The following is a 23,081-nucleotide window of genomic DNA, read 5'->3' as shown; positions in this document are numbered from 1 at the left end:
CGCTTCTCCTTTGCGACAATTGCCAGCGCTTGCAGACGGAAGCCGTAGCGCGAAATGCATCGCGCGCCAAGACGCAGTGAAGATAAGCCCAGAGGATCGCCCAAGCAGTACTTCGTCGCGCAGATAATGGTGCCGGTTCCGCTTGCATGGTCCGCTTTTCCTACGGCGTTCAGACCGTCAAAGCTGCACTCACCAACGCGGGCGAGGTCCTCGGTTCAACCGTCGCCGCCGCGGTACACCCGTTGCGCCGGACGATGATTTCCCAGGTGCTGATGAGCTGGCGGGGTGTCATCGCACCATAACTTCCCGCCTAGTTGACGAAAAACGAGGCAACGCTGCCCATGGCGAGGTTTTGCCTCGAGCCTAGCTGAGACCGGCTACAACCGTCGTTGCGACAAATCCGCGGAATCCTGCGCCTGCGCGGTTGCGGGCGTCGTCAGCAGCGAATAGACTTCACCGGCGGCGCCGAGGCCGCAGCACACGGGGATGTTCATGCCGACCGGGACCGTTAAATTCTTCAATCAGGACAAGGGCTTTGGCTTCATCACGCCCGATAATGGCGGAGCGGACGTGTTCGTCCATATCTCGGCCGTACAGAGTGGCAATGCGCTTCGTGACGGCCAGAAGGTCAGCTATGACCTGGGACAGGATCGCAAGACCGGAAAGTCTAAAGCTGAGAACGTCAGATCAGTTTGATTTCGCGATCGCAGAGGCGAACAGGCGTTTGCGCACATGCGCGGCGGCTTTCGGAAAAAGGAGCGGGCGCGGCCAGGCGAGTGGCTTGCCCACCTCTTCAATTTTGCCGCTCGCATTCACCATGTGCCAATGCGACTTCCCGTGGCCCCCGCCGCTTCCAACGTTTCTGCGCGGGCAAAGCTGGCGATACCGGCGCTGCGAGCGCAAGTGTGAGGAAAAGCGCCTTCATCAGGCACGGGATCATAGAACCTTCTCATGTCATTCTCCGCGACATCACGCACGACTTTGCGCCGCTTGAACAGGCCGCCCATCATGTCCCGATCACATCCGATTTGCTTGATTGGTCCCGGTGAGAGAGCCTGACCGACCCCATGGTCGGGCAGGCCACACCACGCCATCAGCTGCCGAGAATGGCTGCGTTGATGGTCTCCACATTGTTGCGGAACATGTCGATATAGGTGGATGCGGGACCGTCCGGCCCGGACAGAGCATCCGAGTAGAGCGTGCCACCCACCCTCAGGCCGGTCTCGCTGGCGATCTGCTCGATCAGACGCGGATTGCAAGCGGGCCTCGATCTCGACTACAGGACGTCCGTGGTCTCCTTCACATGGGCAGGATGCGACGAAATGGACGAAGTCTCGGGTGACGGACATGCCGAACTGCTCGACGATGGCACGATCGAGATCACTTTCGCATACCACAACGGCGACGAAGCCGACGGTGGAGCACATATCGTGCCCCACCGCAACATTGTTTTATAACAATGATAGCATTCATGCGCCTTGTTCTGTATCCGATATTGTCGAGGGTGTGACACTGCGCTTAGCCAATACGAAGGGGCGCTTAGTCGACGACCGCACCCGTTCGAGACCGAAGCGATCCCTTGTCTACGAGCTTCGATCTCCTCCGACCTTGAACAGATGCTATCTGGGCCCACCGCCCACTATCGCTCGATGATCTTCCCGCGTCCTCGGGAGCCACGCCTTTGTCGATCCGCAGATGCCTGATTTGAGCGGCTACTCTTGCGTCATCCGAGGAAACGCCGCGAGAGCGCAGAGGCGAGTTGCGCAAGCTTGCTCGGGTCTCAAATGTGCGCCAATCGGTGATCGAGCGGATCGCTGCCGGATGCGCCCATCCAATTAGCCGAGGTCCGAGATGTAAGACTTGGATAGTCGATTGGGGCGCGGCAACCGACGTTCAGAAGGTTGTCAATGGCCGGAGGTTGTTTCTACATAGCAGTAAAGTGCGTGTTTTCGCCCGATTGCGACGTTCGCCGGTAAGCCGATGATCTACTTCCTGACCCTCTCGACGCTCGCGCTCATCGTCCGTCTCGTGGTCTCGAATGTGGTCTAGCGACAGATCGCGCTTCTTGGCTGCCGTTCAGCCGCAGCCTCGGCTGCAGCGCAGCCTGATTCTTGTCGCCACGCCACACATAAATTCGCGCAAACCTCTGGGTGACGGTGCCGGGCGCTAAGCCCGAGGATCTTGCCTAAGTCGCAGTTGGTACGATGACCATGACACTGACGTGGCAGCGCAGGCAAGAATCCCGTGCCAAAGGCCCGTTCAGATGCGTTGGCTCAAGCCAAAAGGAAAAGCGAGTTAACCCTTTCTCCCCCCGATGACCGCGGCGTCGGCGAATGCAGATTCGACATCTTGAGCCTGCGACGGGATGCATACGATGAAGCGCATCAAACTCTTCATCGCGTGCTGATAGACAGCCGAAGTGCATGAGGCACGTTCGCGTTGTCAGCCGGTCCCCCAATTTCAGCCGCCTGCGTCGCAAAGCAGCCTTCGGTAAGCTGTAGTTGCCCCCTCACTGGTTCGCGCGGTCTATTCTGCCACACCGGTGAGCAGGACGTTGCGACAGATCCCCGCAGGTTTCGTGTCCACGTCTCACAGCAATGGCGGAAACGGAGGATGGCCGCAACACTTACCTGGACCGATGTCGCAGCCTGCACTCAATGTCGTTAGTTGATATCCCTGCCCGCTGTTCCCGGCAAAAACACGAGTAGCCGCCCTGCTGTGGCTTTGTCGAGTTTGCAACACGGCGCTTTTCGACCTGATCTCTTGGCTAACTTTCATTTAAGCCATTGATGATTCACGGCAAATTTTGGCTTTAAGCGCCTCTTTGCGTAGTTGGCATGACTTTTGAAGCTCCCTCGCAGGAACTACGAACCAACCTATTGATCTGCCTTGCCCCCAAGGACGACTAATGCTCAACGAAGTAGGGACTGCCAAGTCCGAATCTGTCATAAGTCAGCTCATCGATGTAGTTGCGTCTATCGATGAAATTGCGGCGTCGTTCCCAGACAGGATAGCGATTAAGCATGGCGCGGAAGAACTCACATATGGTGAGTTGCGACTGCTGTCGGATAAAATTGCAAGCACCCTACGAGAGCACAGCGCAGAGGGTAGAATCGTGGGGTATTTCGGTGACCGAAACCCCCATTGGGCAGCCACGGTAATCGCAATTCTCAAAAGCGGCTCGACATATTTGCCGCTCGATCCATCTTTGCCGACCTCCCGCATTTCTTTCATGATCGAGCAGAGTGGATGCACTCTGATTGTCGGGCCGGAAAGACCGGAAGAGCTTGGCCTCTTTCAGGAAAACAGCAACGGCCGCCGACAATTCTTGACGGTGCAGACGGCGCTACACGGTGGCCCTGCCTCTCCTGGAATGCCAGCTTTGGCTGAGGGCCATCTCGCCTACATTCTGTTTACGTCCGGTTCGACGGGGAGACCCAAGGGGGTGATGGTCAAGCGCGCAGGCCTAAACAATCACTTGAGGGCCAAGATGGATGCGCTCGAGCTAAGTGAGAAGGACTGTGTCGCACAAACTGCCTCGCATAGCTTTGACATCTCGCTGTGGCAGCTTTTGGCAGGGCTATGTGTCGGCAGTTGCGTCGCGATCATTGATGATTCGACAGTGAGATCTCCGACGGCCCTTCTTCGGGCACTGCAGGCTAATCGCGTCACGATTGCCCAATTCGTTCCATCGGTGCTAGCCGTGTTCGTTGAGTATCTCCAGTCACTCTCAGTCAAGGAGCGGTTTCTTCGTGCGTTGCGCATGGTCTCCACGGTGGGCGAGCCGCTGACGCCTGCCTTGGCGCACGGGTGGCTGACACTCTTTCCTCGAGTCCCAATTCTCAATCACTACGGACCGACCGAATGTGCGGATGGGGTTACACACCATTTGATATCTCTCCCGCCCAGTACAGCTGAAACCTATTTGCCCATCGGTAAGCCTATTGCCAATCTCAGGGTTTATGTCGTCAATGGATCGCGTCTGTGCAAGACGGGAGAAGTTGGCGAGATCTGCGTTAGTGGGGTCGGTGTCGCAGATGGATACATCAACGATGGCGTGCGTACCAAAGACGTCTTTTTGTCGAACCCGTTCTCGGACCATCCATCTTATCGGCAGCTCTACAAGACCGGCGATCTCGGACGCATCAGGGCAGATGGCCTGCTGGAGTGTCTTGGTAGACGAGATCGTCAGATCAAGATCCGGGGGCACCGGATCGAACTTGGAGAAATCGAGTCTCGCCTCTGCGCTCATCCTTTGGTAAGTGCCGCCGTTGCTGTCACACCGGTAAACCAGAGCGTGAAGCTGACGGCTCGGGAAATAACCCACGCCGGCCGAGAAACTGGGCCAAGACGAATACTGGCCTATGTGTCGGCTCCTGCCGAACTTTCAGAGGGTGAACTCCGGAGCTTTGCTGCCGAAACACTTCCTACCTACATGCTTCCGGAGCGACTCATTCGTGTCGACCGGATGCCGATCACCCGAAACGGGAAGGTAGATCTCGCGTTACTGCCAGATCCGACAACCGTTCGCCCGGAGCTGCAGAGTCCGCTCGAGCAACCAAAGACGGAGCTGGAAAGCACATTACGAGATATTTGGTCCAGCGTTCTTCGGATCGAAGGCATCGGTGTCAACGACCAATTCATGGATCTTGGGGGCGACTCGCTCCGCGCGGTACTTATATTGGCTCAGATTCAGAGGCAGCTCGGAGCAAATGCGGATTTCAGGATTGTTCTGAATGGGACCATCAGGTCGCTTGCATTATCGATATCAAGCCAATCCGAAACGACAAAGAACGTGCTTCCCCCCTGTGGGAAGCTCAGACGAGCGCCCCTGACGCGAGTGCAAGAACATCTTTGGTTTCTCTGGCAGCTCTATCCGACCGCGAAAAATTACCTCATTCAGGGTGGTATGCGTATCCGAGGTGCTGTCGACCCAATCGCATTCAATAAAGCCTGGAACGATGTTGTTCAGGCGCATGACGCGCTGTCGGCACGTTTCATCGACGAAGATGGGCCCGTTCAGATTTTTGATGATCCGCAGAGATCCGAGATAGAGTTGGTGGACGCCACTCACCTGCCTCAAGAGGAGGCCGAGGAGCTTTTGGCGGAGCTGCGGCGGAAGGAGCTCAACAATCCCTTTGATCTCAGTCAGGGCCATTTGTTTCGTGCGCGCCTGATCCGTCTTGGCGCCGACGATCATCTCATGCTGATCACCGCACACGAAATCATCATAGATGCATGGTCAATCTCTGTTCTGCTCAGAGATTTACAGACGAGATACTCCAATCCCGCTGCCGTCTCTCCACCAGATCGCCCATCGCTCTCGACCTATGCGCTCTGGGAAAGTGTACATCTTACACCGAAGTCGCTGAGTGATCAGCGGCGCTATTGGCGTCGTCAGCTAGGCGACAATCCTCCTGTACTTTCGCTCTGGAATCGACTGCGGTCGAAAGTAAGCTCCTACCGCGGGAACTCGCATGCGATTCTCCTTGGCGGCGAAGTGTCTGATCAAGTGCGAGATTTTGCGCGCCGGCACAGGTGCACGACTTCCACGATCCTATTGGCATGCTTCAAGCTGCTGTTGCGGATGTATAGCGGCCAAGACGATGTGATTGTTGGTATACCGCATGTGGTGCGCAGCCAGCCCGGCACCGAGGAGATCGTAGGATTTTTCCTCAACATGCTGCCAATTCGAACCACGATCGACGTCAATAAGTCCTTCGCGGCTCACGTAAATCACGTGCATAACCTCATAAGCGATGCCATCGCGAACTCGGCGTATCCATTTAGCTGGATGGTCAGAGATACCCGATTCCACCGCGAGCCCGGTCGATCACCGATCTTCCAAGTCATGTTCAACATGTACTCCGAGCCCGCGGAACCTCCTGCCAAGCGCGATTTGGAACTGACTTTTCGCGAATACGACACAGGTTATGTGAAATTCGACCTTACGCTGTACGCGCAAGACGAAGGCGATGCAATTGCGTTGCAACTGGCTTACGCGGAAGACGTATTTTCGAGCGATGTGATCGCCCGCATGGCCGATAATCTTCGCCATCTCCTTGCTGCCTGTGTCGAGAGGTCGGCCGAGCCGATTGTCACGCTGAGCAGCCTCAGCCCGTCGGAAGTCGCCATTCTAAACTCGCTCAAGGGTGATGAGCGGTCATATGAGAACGAGCCTTCACTTGTGGAAGCGTTCGATCAGGTGAGCGCTTCAAACATCGATCGGGTGGCTTACTTCGGCGAGTTCGGAGCAATCACGTTTGGCCATCTGCGCGAACGCATGGCTACGATCCAGTCCGTTCTGCGAACGTGCGGGGTGGGGCCGGGTGACATCGTTGCCATGCTGGTCGACAGGTCGCCTGATGTAGCGGCCACGACTTTGGCCATCCGGGATTTGCAGGCAACTGTCGTGCCTATATCGCCAGATTACCCGGAGGAACGGGTCGGCCATATCGTGAGGGACAGTGGCGCGAGCCTGCTTGTTCGCGCTCGCGAGGACAAAGAGGTCCATTTTGGTGTGCCGTGCGTTAGCCTGTCTACCCTGCAGGCCGGACGCGCTCCTGGCCGGGCCACGCACCGAACGATCGAATTGCCCGGTAAGGGCGCAGCCAGCCTGATATATACCTCATCCTCGACGGGTAAGGCGAAGGGCGTTGTCATACCGGAATCCGCAATACTCAATCGACTGAACTGGATGTGGCGATGCTTCCCCTTTGATCGCTTCGACGTTATGGCCGTACAGAAGTCAGCGGGACTTGTTGCTGCGGCATGGGAGTATTTTGGAGGGCTTCTGAAGGGGGTGCCCACGCTCATTCTGACGCAAGAGCAGTTGCACGACCCCGACCTCTTGTTGAGTGAGTTGGCACGGCATCACGTCACGTGGTTGTCTGCCTCACCGCCTATTCTGTCCGGTTTAATTGCCGCTCAAAAGCGACTGCAGAAATTGACCAACCTGCGCCTGGTTACAAGCAGCGCTGAACCGATGCCGGCATCGCTTCCTCCTCGTTGGCGAGAGTGCTTTCCGGATGTGCCGCTATGGAATTTTTATGGCACTACGGAGTGCGCGTCTAATGCAGCGGTGTACGGAACAACGGACGCCGACGATGGCTCTTCAGCTGTGCCCGTCGGGCGCCCGATCGATAATGTGAGAATGTACGTCCTTGACGCACAGTTGAAACGGGTTCCCGTCGGAGTCGCAGGTGAACTCTGTGTGGCAGGACGCTGCGTGAGCGCTGGATATTGGAAGAATCCAGAGCGAACAAAGCACTGTTTCGTTCCAAATCCATACGATGAAGGTCAATACAGCGTCCTTTATCGGAGTGGTGATATCGCCCGCATTTCAGGCAAAGGTCTTCTGGAGATTTGTGGTCGAGCGGATAACCAAATTCAGCTTCGGGGTTTCCGAATTGAGCTCGAGGAAATCGAGACGGCGCTCGGATCTCATCCTGCCATCGCGCAGGCCGCCGTCTTTGTAGAGGGCAAGGATGATGATCGGCGACTGGTTGCGCTCGTGGCGCCAGATGACGACAGCCTGACCTCAGGAGACATTGTGAGCCATCTGCGGCAGACACTCCCATCTTACATGATCCCATCGGATGTTCAGATGGTGCGACGTATGCCGCTCACAGCGAACGGGAAGATAGATCGGGCTCGTCTCCCTTTCGTCTCATCCCGCGCAATGCAAAAGACCGAGCCCGCTGAGCCACGGACCGAGAGGGAGCGACTCCTCGCCGGTATCTGGCAAGAACTGTTGGGCGCTAAATCTATTGGTATCGATGATAGCTTCTTTGATATCGGTGGAAATTCGCTTCTGAGTGTGCGGTGCGTGACACTGGCGCGTAAAGCGGGACTGAGCTTAACAGTCAACCAACTGCATCAGACACCAACCATCCGGGAACTTGCAACGTGCCAAACGTCGGCCGCGACATCTGCTTTAGCGGCTTCCGATGGACCGATGCCAGTAACCCCTGCGATCTCACATTGGAATAGTTGTGTCGGAATCGGCGAGCACTACAATATTGTTGATCTCTTCTTCATGCCCGCCGGCATCTTGAATGTCTCCATTCTTGAACGTGCACTTGCGCATGTTATCGGCCGGGAGGAAGCACTGAGGCTCCGAATCGCTGAAACGGAGAGCGGCTTATCTCAGGTAATCGGATCGATACCAGATCCCATCGTAGAAGAAATTAACCTTGTCGGTATGGCCACAGCGCAACAACTCACGGCCATTGAGCAAGCCTGCGCGGAGCGTCAGCGCATATTTCGATTTGACGGTCGGACACCTCTTATCAGAGTCTCAGCCTTCCGGACATCGGAGAGTGGCGATTACTATTTGCTCGTTCTGCTGCACCACTTTGTAGCAGACGGGGTTGGATACAGACTGTTCCTGAATGCACTCGAGGCAGCTTATGATTCGTTTGCCGCTGGTCGGACTGCTGCAGATCCGGATACGACGACCCTGTCTCAATGGCTGCAGCGACTGGATAATTACGCGAATGGCGAAGCGGTAACCGAGCTCGAGCATTGGGAGGGCCTACGGTACGACCTGTTTGACATAAGTGTGAGCGATTCTGGGACGAATGCGGCGGGGTTTTCAGCTCAAACTGCGAGGTGGCTCCACTATGTAGGCTCTGAGGAACATATCGATGAAGAATTCTGCAGGCCGCTTTGGAAAGACCAGGCCACGTATCATCTAAGGATCAGCGAGGAGACAACGGGGAAACTTCTCAAGGTTGCGGCGGCGTCTGCGCAATGCGAGGATTTTGATCTTTTGCTTGCGGCTATTTCGGGGGCATTTGGCCGCGCTTTCGGAAATTACTCACTCTGGATTGACAGCCTCACTTCGACCAGGGGACGGCTATTCGACGACATCGACCCGTCTCAAATCATCGGCTATATCGGTGAACTGGTGCCGCTTCCGTTATACGTTACCGGAACGGAGTCTCGTCCAGACCGCGCCCGCTCTATATATCAGCAGCGCACCTCGTTGCCGCGCCAGGGCATAGGTTTTCGAGCTTTGAAGTTCTTGAATCGGCATCCCGCCGTGCGGGAGCGGATCGATCGCCTGCCGTTACCCCGCATCGGAGTGAACTATCGAGCGAGACTCCAACGTCATTATCCGCGCCGCCTGCTGTCCAGAGATCCACACCCATTGTGGATCGGCGAAGATATGGATCAGTCTGTTATGAATTATCTCTTCTGGTTTCGCGTCGGGTACCAATCGGGCGAACTCCAAATCGAAGTGAGATACGATGCACGACAAGTTGGTTACGAAACGACCCGCAACCTCTGCACAATCTTGCGCGAGGAACTCCTACAGACTGTCGATGCATTTCGAGAATTTGGTCAAACGGGCAATAACGGATGAGGCCGTCGGAGCGACCGATGAGGGGTGAAGGCGAGCGGATGGCTTCACCGGCAAGGCATACCAGTTTGTTGGACGGCAAGGTTTCCCGCCTCATCATGCGGCTCGCCATTCCCTCCATTATTGGTTTGTCGATGAATGCACTTCAGCAGTTCGTGAATGCGATCTTTGTGGGGACACTCAGTGCGCAGGCTATCGCCGCGGTCAGCATGACTTTGCCCATCGTACTCCTGCTCACCTCAGTCGGGCAGGGAATCGGTGTCGGCACAGCTTCGTTCGTGTCGCGCAATCTTGGCGCTGGCAATTCAGCGGAGGCGAGTCGAGGCGCGAGCTCGGCACTTGCTCTGGCGGCTCCGATCGGAGTCGCAATTACTGTCGCTCTGCTTTTCAGGCTGCGCGACGTTTTCGCTTTGCTCGGTGCCAGTCGGACAATAATGCCAGCCGCGCTCGAATACGCATCGACGCTCCTATTAGGCTACACTCTCATGCTGTTGAACATGGTCAACGGGTCCATCGTGAGGGCCGAGGGTAACACTCGATTCAGCATGTGGACCATGATTACGGCATTTACGCTAAATGCCCTGCTCGATCCGATCCTAATTTTTTCGCTGGATCTCGAAGTTCGCGGCGCGGCGCTCGCAACACTGTTGTCTCAGATCGCCGCCACCAGCCTCTACGCCGTATATTTCGTGAAGCAGCGTGGGATTGTCCGGGTCCGACCTTCCTACATCACTTTGAGGGGCGACCGCGTAAAGCAGATTACCGCCGTTGGAGCTCCCGCAACCATCACCGGTATGTTGTCTGCTGTTGCTTTCGTGCTCTTGTACAGGGCTGCTGCACCATTCGGCGACGATTCCATTGCCGCAGTGGGTATAGCCTCACGATTGTTAACAATCGGGGCGCTCCCGATCATGGGCCTATGCATAGGCTCCCAGGCGATTCTCGGCTTCAGCTGGGGAGCACAGGATTTCGCTCGGGCACAGAAGGCCGCGAAGTTCATGCTATCTGTGGCCTTTGCATTTTCAGCTACCTTTTCTGCTGTGGTCGTGATTTTTGCGCGGCCAATCGTCCGACTTTTGAGCGATAGCGAGGACGTGGCTGAAATCGCTGTCTCGACCTGCATCTTGTTCCATCTCTTTTTCGGGCTCTTTGGTGTTCAGTACGTTGTAATAACCATGCTTCAGTCGTTCGGGAGAGCAAGTCTGAGCGCGGTCGTTTCCTTCGCAAGGCAAGGATATCTCTTTGTACCAGCCATACTACTGTTGCCGGATATTTGGGGCTTCAAAGGACTATTGATCAGCCAGGCAGCTGCTGAGCTGCTGGCTGGGCTGCTGGCTGTATTTGTAATGCTCAGGCAGTTCCGCGATCTTAAAGGTAGGCTCCTTTCCCGGCCAACGAGCGGTGAACGCTGAGAGCTGGGGCGAACGTGGCGATCATTTAGGACCTGCTTGGGATTATAACTGGCCCAGCCGGATCCAATGAGAGGGTCATCCCTACCCTTAGCTGCTAATGCTGAATCCGCCGTCGCCGCAAGCGCGATTTTGCATGAGGTCCCCAACAGCACTTTGTGCCAGAGCGCGAGGAAGTCTCAGGTGATAGAAACGCTGCTTCCATCAAATGTTGCCGTGCAGACTTGTCGAGCAAGTGAAGGTAGCGGTGTCAAAGTGATGGCCGAAGAAGAGAGTGCAATCGCCACCGCGGTCAAAAGCAGAAGGCGTGAATTCTCGATCGGGCGGACCTGTGCTAGAGCGGCATTGTCCAAGCTTGGCTTTCCTCCGTGCGCGATCCCAAGTGGGCCTCACCGGGAACCGCTTTGGCCGACTGGCATCGTGGGCAGCATAACACATTGCGGTGGATTCTATGCCGCGGCTGTGGCCTTGGAGAAAGACTACGTTGCGCTTGGAATCGATGCAGAAGTCGACGAGGAGCTGCCCTCGGGCGTATTGTCGCTCGTTTCGGGTGACGAGGAGCGATATTGGATTGCCAACGCGTCCGGACGCCTCAATTGGGGACGGCTGCTCTTTAGCGCTAAGGAGAGCATCTTTAAGGCGTGGTTCCCGCTTACACGTGAATGGTTGGGCTTCGAGGATGCCGTGATCACGATCGTTCCGGACGATGGCTCATTTGTTGCTCAGCTTCCGCACACACTCGTGCCGGCGAACGATTGTCCGCGGGAGCTCCGCGGTCGCTTCCTTATTGCAAACGGACTTATACTGACTGCAGTTTTCATTGCGGTCCCGCGATAAAAGGGTGACCATTTTGCCGCTTGAACCGGTCGGCAGAGGGCGTTGAGCCCGGATATTAACCTACGGCTTTCAGCGACGTCCGTCATTAGGTGTACAATAACGACGGCAGCCAGCCGGGGCACCTGCGAGCCTTCCGCTTATCGACTGACGAAAGGAGATTCACCCACGTTTCCTTTCCCTTGGGGCGACCTTCACGTCCTCACTCCGAACGACCTAGAATTGCTGTAAGGCTTATTCGACGAAGAGCTCAAAACACGAAAAATGCGGATTCCCCCGCCGCTGAGGAGCTTGCGGCCAAGCTTATCGAAATCTCAAAGCGGCACCATGAATCCGGCCATTCTACGCGAATTGCTCAGATCAAGCGTGAGCGCGACGAACAGCCCACTGCTTTCGGTGTTGACGGAATCGCAATAGCACTTTCTTCAGAACTTCTGCTTTGCCCGCTTTGGCATGAAGTAGGTTCGGATATTGACGAGCGCTTCGGCGACGGCAGCAACATCCTTGTGGGTGGCTGGTCCTTTAGCTTAGGCGATTTTCTCCTGTAGCGGCAGTTTAGAGATGCGACATATGCGCCAGTTAGAGATGCGACAGTCGTCGCCTCTTGGGATGTTGGTCAAACGTCAACGTTTGGAAGGAAGACTGGCGACGTGAAGCGTGGTGGAGACCATGAGCGTTCGTCGTCGTGAAACGAAAGTCGATTCGACGAGACTGTACTGTCCGAGATCTACCGGAATCGATTCGAAGCTTTTGTTGTCAATGAGCGGTTTAAGGCCATCGATAACTGTCGAGCCAGAACTCGACGGTTTTCTGGAACATCCATCATCGTCACGTGGTCGCCTGGCACCGGTATGGCATGAATGGCCCCCTCACGCAAAACCCTGTCCCACCCCCGCATGGGTGAACTTGCCTCAGGACCCATGGGATTTCTTCGACGTCGCGCCCGACGGCTGAGGAGAGGCCTTTTGGCATAAAACTGGTGGATCTCAACCGGCAGGGATGGAACATTATACAAGTCCAGCGCCCTTTGGAACTGCGCAGCCTTTTCATACATCAAAACCTCGTTGTGGAGATCACGATCGAGAGGTATCGCCCCAACTTGCTTTGCCTTTTCAAGAAGCTGGGCAATTGAACTTTGTCCAGCAAAGCGTTCCAGTACTCCGAAACTCTCATCATCTAAGGATTCAAAAGAATCCAGCAGCACTTCTCGTACCATTTGGGTGGGCGATATGCTCGATGGATTTGCGGGTAACGCAACATCGATGAGAGCGATGAATGATACAGCTTCATCGAGACTCAGCAAGTGCTGGGCAATTGCATAAGCCAAGATTGCACCTGATGAGTATCCAGCAAAGCGATATGGACCCCGTGGCTGGATCTCTCTAATCGCCAGGATCACCTCCGCGGCTAATCTTTCAAGAGTTTGTGGACAAACTGCATTGAAAGGCGGCCATGGCAGAGCGTAGATGGGACAGTCTACGTCCATTTTCTCCACCAAACTGAGGACATAGGAACAATCGCCCGAACCCGTGGGAACAAAGAAGAGCGGTGGTTGTGATCCGGTTGCCTGAACTGAAATCGCTTCCGGAATGCTGGGCTGTCGCTGAAAATGAATCTTTGATGCGAGTTCCTTCAGAACAGGGGCTTGGAAGAGATCGGCAGCGCTAAACTTCAGCCCAACGGCGAGCGTTCGACCGAGCAACTGCACCGCCAGCAGCGAGTGGCCGCCGAGTTCGAAGAAGTTGTCGTGACGGCCGACCCGCTCGACGCCGAGCAGCTCTTCCCAGATCCCGGCCAGCAGCGTCTCGACCGCGCCGCGCGGCGCCTCGTAGGCCCGCCGCGCATAGGCATCAACGTCGGGAACCGGCAGCGCCTTGCGGTCGAGCTTGCCGTTCGGCGTCAGCGGCAGCGCTTCCAACCGCACGAAGGCCGATGGCACCATGTAGTCCGGCAGCAGGCGACTGAGATGGGCCCGCAACGCGGCCGCAAGCTCCACGCCATCGGCCTCGTGCGATCCTTCCGTCGGCTTCGCCACGACATAGGCGACAAGCCGCTTGTCGCCGGCGCGATCCTCGTGCGCCACCACCACCGCCTCGCGCACCCAGGCGTGCTCGCAAAGCCGCGCGGCGATCTCGCCCGGCTCGATGCGGAAGCCGCGGATCTTCACCTGCTCGTCGTTGCGGCCCAGGAACTCCAGATTGCCGTCCGGCAGGTAGCGGGCAAGATCGCCGGTCTTGTACATCCGGGCATCCGGCTCGCCGCCGAACGGATCGGCCAGAAACCGCTCCGCCGTCAGCTCGGGACGGTTGAGGTAGCCGCGCGCCACCCCTGCCCCGCCGATATGGAGCTCACCCACCGCCCCGAACGGAACCGGCCCACCATGGCCGTCCAGAAGATACACCCGCGTGTTGGCGATCGGACGGCCGATCGGGAGGCGGCGGCGGGATGTCGCATCAATCGCGGTGATCTCGCAGACTGTCGCAAAGGTCGTCGTTTCAGTCGGGCCGTAGCAGTGCAAGAGATGCTGTGGTCTGTTCTGGCTCAAAACCCGAGCTACTGCTGTCACATCAACCGCATCGCCGCCGACCAATAGCAATCGCAAACTCGCCAGCACCGGGCCTAAATCATCAGCGCTCTGGCTGAACAACCCGGCTGTCAAATGCAGGACCCTAATGCGGTGCTGCTGAACCAGGCTGCGCAGAACCTCTGGCTGCAGCGCATCCGTGTAGGGAATTACAATCAGGCTTGAACCGTGTAGCAGCGGTGCCCACACTTCCAGCGTACTGATATCAAACGCAGGATTGCCCACCCACGCCACACGATCATTTGAGCCGAACTGCGCATATCCATTGTTGAACACGAGCCGGTTGACAGCCCGGTGAGGCACAACAACTCCCTTTGGGAAGGCCGGTCGAGCCGGAGGTGTACATCACGTAAGCGGCAGCCTCGGCGCTCCATACCAGGCCAGGATCTGGACTGGACCCGGTTCCAGCCATCAGCGGCTCAATGGGCAAAACAGGGATTGTGGCCTCAACCAGATCATCACCGTCACTCTCGCTGAGCACCAGGCGTGCTGCACAATCGGCAATCAGCCATTCTTGTCGCGCAGGTGGAAGAGCGCGATCGATCGGGACATAAACTCCGCCCGCCTTCAGGATCGCCAACTGCGCCACCACAAGGGCGACGGAGCGGTCCAGCATTGTCGCAATGCGGTCGCCGGGCTTCACCCCGAGGCCGATCAGATGATGGGCCAGCCGGTTGGCCCGCGCGTTGAGTTCGCCATAGCTCACCCGCTCGTCGTCATGCACCACCGCCACCGCCTCGGGCGTCCGGCGCACCTGTTGTTCGAACAGTTCGTGCAGGCACAGATCCGATGGATAGTCCGCTTCCGTCCGGTTCAGCTCCTCCAGCAGGTAGCGGCGCTCCTCGGGCGGCAGGATGTCGAGCTCTCGCACTGGCGTATTCGGAGCTCGCTCAATGCCTCCGCCAGCTGTTCGAGCGCGTGCTGCATGTAGCCGCACACCCGATCCGCGGAGATCGGCTCGACCACCTGCGCGGTGAGGCCGAGCGCTTCGCCAAAATCCTCCACCGACAAGGTCAGCGGATAGTTGGTGCGTTCCTCGCCGCCCAGCCATTCCACGCCGCACAGCCCATCATCGGTTGTCGAGCCGGCCATGGCCGCCGGCGTGTTGTGGCGGTAGTTCAACAGCGCGCTGAACAGCGGCGCCGGCGCTGCAACGCCGCTGCAGCGTTGCGCCAAGGCCAGCGAGGCATGCTCGTGTGTGAGCAGCTCGGCCACACGGGCATGGGTGATACGCAGACTTTCCTCAACTCCGGTCCCATCCAGATCCAGCCGCACCGGCAGGGTGTTGATGAACAGGCCCATCGCGCGGTCGGCGCCCGTGCCCGCCTGCATGCGGCCGAACAGCACCGTGGCGAACACCACCTGCTCGCGCCCGCTGCTCAGCGCCACCACCGGCCCCAGGCCAGATGGCAAAGGCTCGCCAAGCTCACCCCCAGCCGCCGCGCCTGGGCCCGCAGCCGCTCGTTCAGCGCCTGCGGCAGCATCCGATGCGCCTCGCCAACCCCGCTGCCGTCGCCATGCACCTCGATCAGCCCGAACGGCAGCGTCGGCTCGTCGATGTCGGCCAGCATCGAGCGGAAGAACGCTTCATGCTCTTCGGACGAAACGCCGAGACGGGCCTGCGCCACCAGATTGCGGAACGGCTGCGGAGCTGCCAGCTCATGACGCCGTCCCTCGAGCACGGTCCGCACTTCGGCATGCATCACTTCCAGCGTCGTGTGATCGCCGATCAGATGATGCTGCAGCTCCAACAGCAGCCAGCGCCCGCTGCCCGGCTCGCGCGCGATCACGAACCGCAACAGCGGCGCCTGGCCAAGATCGATGCGATACTGACGCGGATCGAACCGACGCTTCAGCTGCTCATGACCGGGACCGCCATCTTCATCCAGCTCGACCTCGCTCACATCCAGGGCCGCCTTGCGCCAGACCACCTGGGCCGGGCTCGACAGCCCCTCCCAGGCAAAGGCCGTGCGCAGAATGTCGTGCCGGTCCACCACCTGTTGGACCGCAGTAAGGTAGCGATCCAGCACACCGCGATCGGCAAAGGCCATCTCACTGACGAGCAGATACGGATCGCCCTGGCTGGCCAGCAGATGATGGAACAGAATGCCGTCCTGCAGCGGCGACAGGCCATAGATATCCTGGATGTTGGCGACCCCGCCCGGCACCGTGGCGACGATCCGGTCGATCTCCTGTTGGGTCAGATCGATCAGCGGCAGCATCTGCGGCGTGATCGCCGCGGTCTGTTCGCCGATCAGGTTGGCAGGCACCGCCACCTCGTGATGGCTGCCAAGGCTTGCGGCCAGATCGCAAAGCACCGGCCTGGCGAACAGGGTGCGCACCTCCACCCCGAGCGACAGCCGCCGCAGCCGCTCCATCAGCTGCACCGCCAGCAGCGAGTGGCCGCCGAGTTCGAAGAAGTGGTCGTGGCGGCCGACCCGCTCGACGCCGAGCAGCTCTTGCCAGATCCCGGCCAGGGCCGTCTCGACCGCGCCCTGCGGCGCCTCATAGGCCCGCCGCGCATAGGCATCATCGGCCGGCGAAGGCAGCGCCTTGCGGTCGAGCTTGCCGTTCGGCGTCAGCGGCAGCGCTTCCAACCGCACGAAGGCCGATGGCACCATATAGTCCGGCAGCCGCGCGCCCAGATGCGCGCGCAAGGCGCCGGCAAGCCCGCCTCCATCGTCCTCGTCCGGTCCGGCCTCGGGTCCACACACGACATAGGCGACGAGCCGCTTGTCGCCGGCGCGATCCTCGTGCGCCACCACCACCGCCTTGCGCACCCAGGCGTGCTCGCAAAGCCGGGCGGCGATCTCGCCCGGCTCGATGCGGAAGCCGCGGATCTTCACCTGCTCGTCGTTGCGGCCCAGGAACTCCAGATTGCCGTCCGGCAGGTAGCGGGCAAGATCGCCGGTCTTGTACATCCGGGCATCCGGCTCGCCGCCGAACGGATCGGCCAGAAACCGCTCCGCCGTCAGCTCGGGACGGTTGAGGTAGCCGCGCGCCACCCCTGCCCCGCCGATATGGAGCTCACCCACCGCCCCGAACGGAACCGGCCCACCATGGCCGTCCAGAAGATACACCCGCGTGTTGGCGATCGGACGGCCGATCGGGAGGCGGCGGCGGGATGTCGCATCAATCGCGGTGATCTCGCAGACTGTCGCAAAGGTCGTCGTTTCAGTCGGGCCGTAGCAGTGCAAGAGATGCTGTGGTCTGTTCTGGCTCAAAACCCGAGCTACTGCTGTCACATCAACCGCATCGCCGCCGACCAATAGCAATCGCAAACTCGCCAGCACCGGGCCTAAATCATCAGCGCTCTGGCTGAACAACCCGGCTGTCAAATGCAGGACCCTAATGCGGTGCTGCTGAACCAGGCTGCGCAGAACCTCTGGCTGCAGCGCATCCGTGTAGGAATTACAATCAGGCTTGAACCGTGTAGCAGCGGTGCCCACACTTCCAGCGTACTGATATCAAACGCAGGATTGCCCACCCACGCCACACGATCATTTGAGCCGAACTGCGCATATCCATTGTTGATCACGAGCCGGTTGACAGCCCGGTGAGGCACAACAACTCCTTTGGGAAGGCCGGTCGAGCCGGAGGTGTACATCACGTAAGCGGCAGCCTCGGCGCTCCATACCAGGCCAGGATCTGGACTGGACCCGGTTCCAGCCATCAGCGGCTCAATGGGCAAAACAGGGATTGTGGCCTCAACCAGATCATCACCGTCACTCTCGCTGAGCACCAGGCGTGCTGCACAATCGGCAATCAGCCATTCTTGTCGCGCAGGTGGAAGAGCGCGATCGATCGGGACATAAACTCCGCCCGCCTTCAGGATCGCCAACTGCGCCACCACAAGGGCGACGGAGCGGTCCAGCATTGTCGCAATGCGGTCGCCGGGCTTCACCCCGAGGCCGATCAGATGATGGGCCAGCCGGTTGGCCCGCGCGTTGAGTTCGCCATAGCTCACCCGCTCGTCGTCATGCACCACCGCCACCGCCTCGGGCGTCCGGCGCACCTGTTGTTCGAACAGTTCGTGCAGGCACAGATCCGATGGATAGTCCGCTTCCGTCCGGTTCAGCTCCTCCAGCAGGTAGCGGCGCTCCTCGGGCGGCAGGATGTCGAGCTCTCGCACTGGCGTATTCGGAGCTCGCTCCAATGCCTCCGCCAGCTGTTCGAGCGCGTGCTGCATGTAGCCGCACACCCGATCCGCGGAGATCGGCTCGACCACCTGCGCGGTGAGGCCGAGCGCTTCGCCAAAATCCTCCACCGACAAGGTCAGCGGATAGTTGGTGCGTTCCTCGCCGCCCAGCCATTCCACGCCGCACAGCCCATCATCGGTTGTCGAGCCGGCCATGGCCGCCGGCGTGTTGTGGCGGTAGTTCAACAGCGCGCTGAACAGCGGCGCCGGCGCTGCAACGCCGCTGCAGCGTTGCGCCAAGGCCAGCGAGGCATGCTCGTGTGTGAGCAGCTCGGCCACACGGGCATGGGTGATACGCAGACTTTCCTCAACTCCGGTCCCATCCAGATCCAGCCGCACCGGCAGGGTGTTGATGAACAGGCCCATCGCGCGGTCGGCGCCCGTGCCCGCCTGCATGCGGCCGAACAGCACCGTGGCGAACACCACCTGCTCGCGCCCGCTGCTCAGCGCCACCACCTGGCCCCAGGCCAGATGGCAAAGGCTCGCCAAGCTCACCCCCAGCCGCCGCGCCTGGGCCCGCAGCCGCTCGTTCAGCGCCTGCGGCAGCATCCGATGCGCCTCGCCAACCCCGCTGCCGTCGCCATGCACCTCGATCAGCCCGAACGGCAGCGTCGGCTCGTCGATGTCGGCCAGCATCGAGCGGAAGAACGCTTCATGCTCTTCGGACGAAACGCCGAGACGGGCCTGCGCCACCAGATTGCGGAACGGCTGCGGAGCTGCCAGCTCATGACGCCGTCCCTCGAGCACGGTCCGCACTTCGGCATGCATCACTTCCAGCGTCGTGTGATCGCCGATCAGATGATGCTGCAGCTCCAACAGCAGCCAGCGCCCGCTGCCCGGCTCGCGCGCGATCACGAACCGCAACAGCGGCGCCTGGCCAAGATCGATGCGATACTGACGCGGATCGAACCGACGCTTCAGCTGCTCATGACCGGGACCGCCATCTTCATCCAGCTCGACCTCGCTCACATCCAGGGCCGCCTTGCGCCAGACCACCTGGGCCGGGCTCGACAGCCCCTCCCAGGCAAAGGCCGTGCGCAGAATGTCGTGCCGGTCCACCACCTGTTGGACCGCAGTAAGGTAGCGATCCAGCACACCGCGATCGGCAAAGGCCATCTCACTGACGAGCAGATACGGATCGCCCTGGCTGGCCAGCAGATGATGGAACAGAATGCCGTCCTGCAGCGGCGACAGGCCATAGATATCCTGGATGTTGGCGACCCCGCCCGGCACCGTGGCGACGATCCGGTCGATCTCCTGTTGGGTCAGATCGATCAGCGGCAGCATCTGCGGCGTGATCGCCGCGGTCTGTTCGCCGATCAGGTTGGCAGGCACCGCCACCTCGTGATGGCTGCCAAGGCTTGCGGCCAGATCGCAAAGCACCGGCCTGGCGAACAGGGTGCGCACCTCCACCCCGAGCGACAGCCGCCGCAGCCGCTCCATCAGCTGCACCGCCAGCAGCGAGTGGCCGCCGAGTTCGAAGAAGTGGTCGTGGCGGCCGACCCGCTCGACGCCGAGCAGCTCTTGCCAGATCCCGGCCAGGGCCGTCTCGACCGCGCCCTGCGGCGCCTCATAGGCCCGCCGCGCATAGGCATCATCGGCCGGCGAAGGCAGCGCCTTGCGGTCGAGCTTGCCGTTCGGCGTCAGCGGCAGCGCTTCCAACCGCACGAAGGCCGATGGCACCATAGTCCGGCAGCCGCGCACCCAGATGCGCGCGCAAGGCGCCGGCAAGCCCGCCTCCATCGTCCTCGTCCGGTCCGGCCTCGGGTCCACGACATAGGCGACGAGCCGCTTGTCGCCGGCGCGATCCTCGTGCGCCACCACCACCGCCTTGCGCACCCAGGCGTGCTCGCAAAGCCGGGCGGCGATCTCGCCCGGCTCGATGCGGAAGCCGCGGATCTTCACCTGCTCGTCGTTGCGGCCCAGGAACTCCAGATTGCCGTCCGGCAGATAGCGCGCCAGGTCGCCGGTCTTGTACATCCGGGCATCCGGCTCGTCGCTGAACGGATCGGCCAGGAACCGCTCCGCCGTCAGCTCGGGACGGTTGAGGTAGCCGCGCGCCACCCCTGCCCCGCCGATATGGAGCTCACCCACCGCTCCGAATGGCACCGGCCCACCATGGCCGTCCAGAAGATAGATCCGCGTGTTGGCGATCGGGCGGCCGATATGTGGCACAGCGTCACTGAAGAGCTGTCCCGGGTTGCCACGACAGTAGCTTCAGTAGGGCCATAGTTGTTTATTAAGTTGATTGGCGACGGTCCCAGGGAAGGCACACGCTGGAGACGATCACCACCGATAAGCAAGTACTCCAAGGTGGGATTTATCAGCTCGCCTTCTAACGCGGTTACAGCCAGCGGCGTGACTAAAAAGGCCGCGTCCAGTGATTGATCACGCCACCATTGCAGCAGACCAAGGGAATCCTCTGCTGACGCTCTGGGCGGGAGCAGCAATGTGCTACGATTGTATAATGCAGACCATAACTCCCAAGCGCTGGCATCGAATGCCACCCCAGCCGTGAGTGTGCAGCAGGTTTGTGGTTGCGGACAAAATGTTTGCACATGCCATGCTGTGAGATTGACCAGGCTTTGATGCTCGACCATGACGCCCTTTGGGGTTCCGGTGGAGCCCGAGGTGTAGATGATGTAGGCGAGATGGCTGGAGGTCAGGCCGAGGGCGCGCGGGTCGGGGTCGCAGGCGGGCAGTTCGGCCCAGGCCGAGGTGGCCATATCCAGATCGACCACGCTCAGATCGGCGAGCGCCTCGGCGCCGAGCGCGGCGCGGCCGGCGGCATCGCAAAGCAGCAGCGCGGCGCGGCATCGTCGAGCACCTGCCGCAGCCGCTGAGAAGGATAGGCCGGGTCCAGCGGCAGATAGGCACCGCCGGCCTTGAGGATCGCCAGCAGCCCCACCACCATCGCCGGGCTGCGCTCCAGGCAGATCGCCACCGGCTGGTCCGGCCTCACCCCGAGGGCGATCAGATGATGGGCCAGCCGGTTGGCCCGCGCGTTGAGTTCGCCATAGCTCAGGCGCTCGTCGTCATGGACCAGCGCCACCGCGTCGGGTGCGCGCCGCACCTGCGCCTCGAACAGCTCGTGGATGCACCGCTCCGAGGGGCAAGGCGCCGCCGTCCGGTTGAGGTCGTCGAGCAGATAGCCCCGCTCCTCGGCCGACAGCAGCTCGATCCGGCCGACCGGCTGCCCGGCATCGGCAACCATCGCCCGCAGCAATGCCAGCAGATAGCCGCGCTGCCGCTCGATCGTCGCTTCGTCGAACACCGCCGTGGCATAGTGCAGCGATCCGACGATCTCCTCGCCATCTTCGCCAAGGTCGAGCTCCAGATCGAACTTGACCTGATCGAACCCCTCGCCGGCAGCCTCCACCCGCAGCCCCGGCAGGTCCAATGACCCGACGGTCTCGTTCTGCCAGGCCAACATCACCTGGAACAACGGCGTGTGATCGAGGGCCCGCGGCGGCTTGACGATCTCGACCACCTGCTCGAACGGCAGGTCCTGATGCTCCTGCGCGGCCAGCGCCGTGCGCCGTGTCCGCTCCAGAAGCTCCGACACGCTCGGCGTGCCCGCCAGTCCAGCCGCAGCGCCAGGGTGTTGACGAAGAAGCCGATCAGCTCCTCGACCTCGCGCCGGCTGCGGTTGGCGCTCGGCACGCCGATGACAAGGTCGTCCTGCCCTGACAGGCGCGACAGCACCGCCGCCCAGGCCGCCAGCACCGTCATGAAAAGCGTCGTGCCATGCTTGCGGCTCAGCCGCTTCAGACCGCCCGTCAGAGCCGCATCGATGACGACCGGCACGCTCGCCCCGGCAAACGACTGCTGGAGCGGCCGCGGCCGATCGGTCGGCAGCGCAAGACGGGCCGGGGCGCCGGACAGGGTCTCGCGCCAATACTGCGCCTGGCTCTGCAGCCGTTCCCCCGACAGCCATTGCCGTTGCCAGGCGGCATAATCCGGATACTGGATCGCCAGCGGTGGCAGCGGGTCGTCCTGCCCGGCCACAAACGCCCGGTAAAGGCTGCTGAGCTCACGCATCAGCACCCCATCGACCAGCCGTCGGAGACGATGTGATGCTGGGTCAGCAGGAAGACATGCTCGTCATCCGACAGTCGGATCAGCCGGCCGCGGATCAGCGGGCCGCGCGAGAGATCGAATGGTGCATTGGCCTCTTCACGGCACAGATCCAGGAGCGTTGCCTCGGCGTCCGGCCTGTCCCGAAGATCGTGCTCTGTCACCGGCAGCCCGGCATCGGCCGGCAGCACCTCGACCCGGGCTGGCCCCGGTGCGACAAAGACACTGCGCAGCGCCTCGTGACGGGCAAACAGACGGTCAAGGCTGCGCTGCCAGGCGACGCGGTCGAACGCTCCCCGCAACCGCAAGGCCAGCGGCATGTGATAGTTGGTGCTGCCCTCGTCGAGCTGTGCCAAGAACCACAGCCGCTGCTGCGCAAACGACAGCACCAGCGGCTCGCCGCGCGACACGGCGACAATCGCCGGCAGGTCTTTGGGACCGGCGCGGCGCAACTGTTCGGTGATGCTTTCCGCCAGGTCGGCAAGCACCGGCCTGGCGAACAGCGTCGCCAGCGGCAGCTCGACGCCGACGGCCTGCGACAGCCGGCTCGAGAGCTGCACCGCCAGCAGCGAGTGGCCGCCGAGTTCGAAGAAGTGGTCGTGGCGGCCGACC

At 60.3% G+C, this 23,081-nt stretch carries 9 protein-coding genes and 6 pseudogenes; 5 read left to right on the top strand and 10 right to left on the bottom strand.

Annotated elements, in window-relative coordinates; genetic code table 11:
- Positions 1-492 precede the first annotated feature (492 nt).
- Complete coding sequence (locus M728_RS26365) at positions 493-696, top strand: cold-shock protein (protein WP_026622772.1); 204 nt, start codon at positions 493-495, stop codon at positions 694-696.
- Here the strand turns inward: M728_RS26365 and M728_RS26360 are convergent.
- Complete coding sequence (locus tag M728_RS26360) at positions 688-819, bottom strand: hypothetical protein (protein WP_256375611.1); 132 nt, start codon at positions 817-819, stop codon at positions 688-690. The two genes, M728_RS26365 and M728_RS26360, sit on opposite strands and share 9 nt — an antisense overlap.
- Positions 820-1,093: 274 nt before the next feature.
- Positions 1,094-1,255 (bottom strand): annotated as a pseudogene (locus tag M728_RS26355) (metal ABC transporter solute-binding protein, Zn/Mn family); the annotation flags it as partial.
- 67 nt (positions 1,256-1,322) lie between these two features.
- On the opposite strand from M728_RS26355, the gene M728_RS26350 reads away from it, so the two are divergent.
- The 4 genes from M728_RS26350 (at position 1,323) to M728_RS26335 (ending at position 11,613) form a co-directional block, all read left to right on the top strand.
- Complete coding sequence (locus tag M728_RS26350; protein ID WP_256375612.1) at positions 1,323-1,457, top strand: hypothetical protein; 135 nt, start codon at positions 1,323-1,325, stop codon at positions 1,455-1,457.
- A 1,451-nt stretch (positions 1,458-2,908) separates the two neighbouring features.
- Positions 2,909-9,370: an amino acid adenylation domain-containing protein gene (locus M728_RS26345; RefSeq protein ID WP_370906530.1), complete on the top strand. Its 6,462-nt coding sequence runs from the start codon at positions 2,909-2,911 to the stop codon at positions 9,368-9,370.
- A 17-nt stretch (positions 9,371-9,387) separates the two neighbouring features.
- Positions 9,388-10,779: an MATE family efflux transporter gene (locus tag M728_RS26340; protein ID WP_034884423.1), complete on the top strand. Its 1,392-nt coding sequence runs from the start codon at positions 9,388-9,390 to the stop codon at positions 10,777-10,779.
- A gap of 180 nt (positions 10,780-10,959) precedes the next feature.
- A complete protein-coding gene (locus tag M728_RS26335; protein ID WP_026622776.1) occupies positions 10,960-11,613 on the top strand; it encodes a 4'-phosphopantetheinyl transferase in 654 nt (217 codons plus the stop codon).
- Positions 11,614-12,035: 422 nt separating this feature from the next.
- Here the strand turns inward: M728_RS26335 and M728_RS26330 are convergent.
- The 8 genes and pseudogenes from M728_RS26330 to M728_RS26295 all read right to left on the bottom strand — a co-directional run.
- Positions 12,036-12,134, bottom strand: a pseudogene (locus M728_RS26330) (YecA family protein); the annotation flags it as partial.
- A 203-nt stretch (positions 12,135-12,337) separates the two neighbouring features.
- Entirely contained in the window at positions 12,338-14,470 is a 2,133-nt protein-coding gene (locus M728_RS26325) for an AMP-binding protein (RefSeq protein ID WP_370906529.1), read from the bottom strand.
- Entirely contained in the window at positions 14,433-15,065 is a 633-nt protein-coding gene (locus M728_RS26320; RefSeq protein ID WP_370906528.1) for an AMP-binding protein, read from the bottom strand. The genes M728_RS26325 and M728_RS26320 overlap by 38 nt, the downstream gene beginning before the upstream one ends.
- Positions 15,008-15,583: a condensation domain-containing protein gene (locus M728_RS26315; RefSeq protein WP_370906527.1), complete on the bottom strand. Its 576-nt coding sequence runs from the start codon at positions 15,581-15,583 to the stop codon at positions 15,008-15,010. Before M728_RS26315 ends, M728_RS26320 begins: the two co-directional genes overlap by 58 nt.
- Positions 15,577-19,541, bottom strand: a pseudogene (locus M728_RS26310) (AMP-binding protein); the annotation flags it as partial. The gene M728_RS26315 and the pseudogene M728_RS26310, both read right to left, overlap by 7 nt.
- A gap of 273 nt (positions 19,542-19,814) precedes the next feature.
- Positions 19,815-20,522, bottom strand: a pseudogene (locus M728_RS26305) (phosphopantetheine-binding protein); the annotation flags it as partial.
- Positions 20,423-21,900 (bottom strand): annotated as a pseudogene (locus M728_RS26300) (AMP-binding protein); the annotation flags it as partial. The pseudogenes M728_RS26300 and M728_RS26305, both read right to left, overlap by 100 nt.
- Positions 21,825-23,062: pseudogene (locus tag M728_RS26295) on the bottom strand (condensation domain-containing protein); the annotation flags it as partial. The pseudogenes M728_RS26300 and M728_RS26295, both read right to left, overlap by 76 nt.
- Positions 23,063-23,081 lie beyond the last annotated feature (19 nt).

Source organism: Ensifer sp. WSM1721 (assembly GCF_000513895.2).
In the GTDB taxonomy this organism is placed as follows: domain Bacteria; phylum Pseudomonadota; class Alphaproteobacteria; order Rhizobiales; family Rhizobiaceae; genus Sinorhizobium.
Note: the sequence above shows the minus strand (reverse complement) of the source record. Positions and strands in the feature narration are given on the sequence as shown.

Excerpts from the sequence above, each read along its gene's own strand:
- M728_RS26350 (WP_256375612.1), top strand. The coding sequence starts at position 1,323 with ATGGACGAAGTCTCGGGTGACGGACATGCCGAACTGCTCGACGATGGC.
- M728_RS26365 (WP_026622772.1), top strand. The coding sequence starts at position 493 with ATGCCGACCGGGACCGTTAAATTCTTCAATCAGGACAAGGGCTTTGGC.
- M728_RS26360 (WP_256375611.1), bottom strand. The coding sequence starts at position 819 with ATGGTGAATGCGAGCGGCAAAATTGAAGAGGTGGGCAAGCCACTCGCC.
- M728_RS26340 (WP_034884423.1), top strand. The coding sequence starts at position 9,388 with ATGAGGGGTGAAGGCGAGCGGATGGCTTCACCGGCAAGGCATACCAGT.
- M728_RS26345 (WP_370906530.1), top strand. The coding sequence starts at position 2,909 with ATGCTCAACGAAGTAGGGACTGCCAAGTCCGAATCTGTCATAAGTCAG.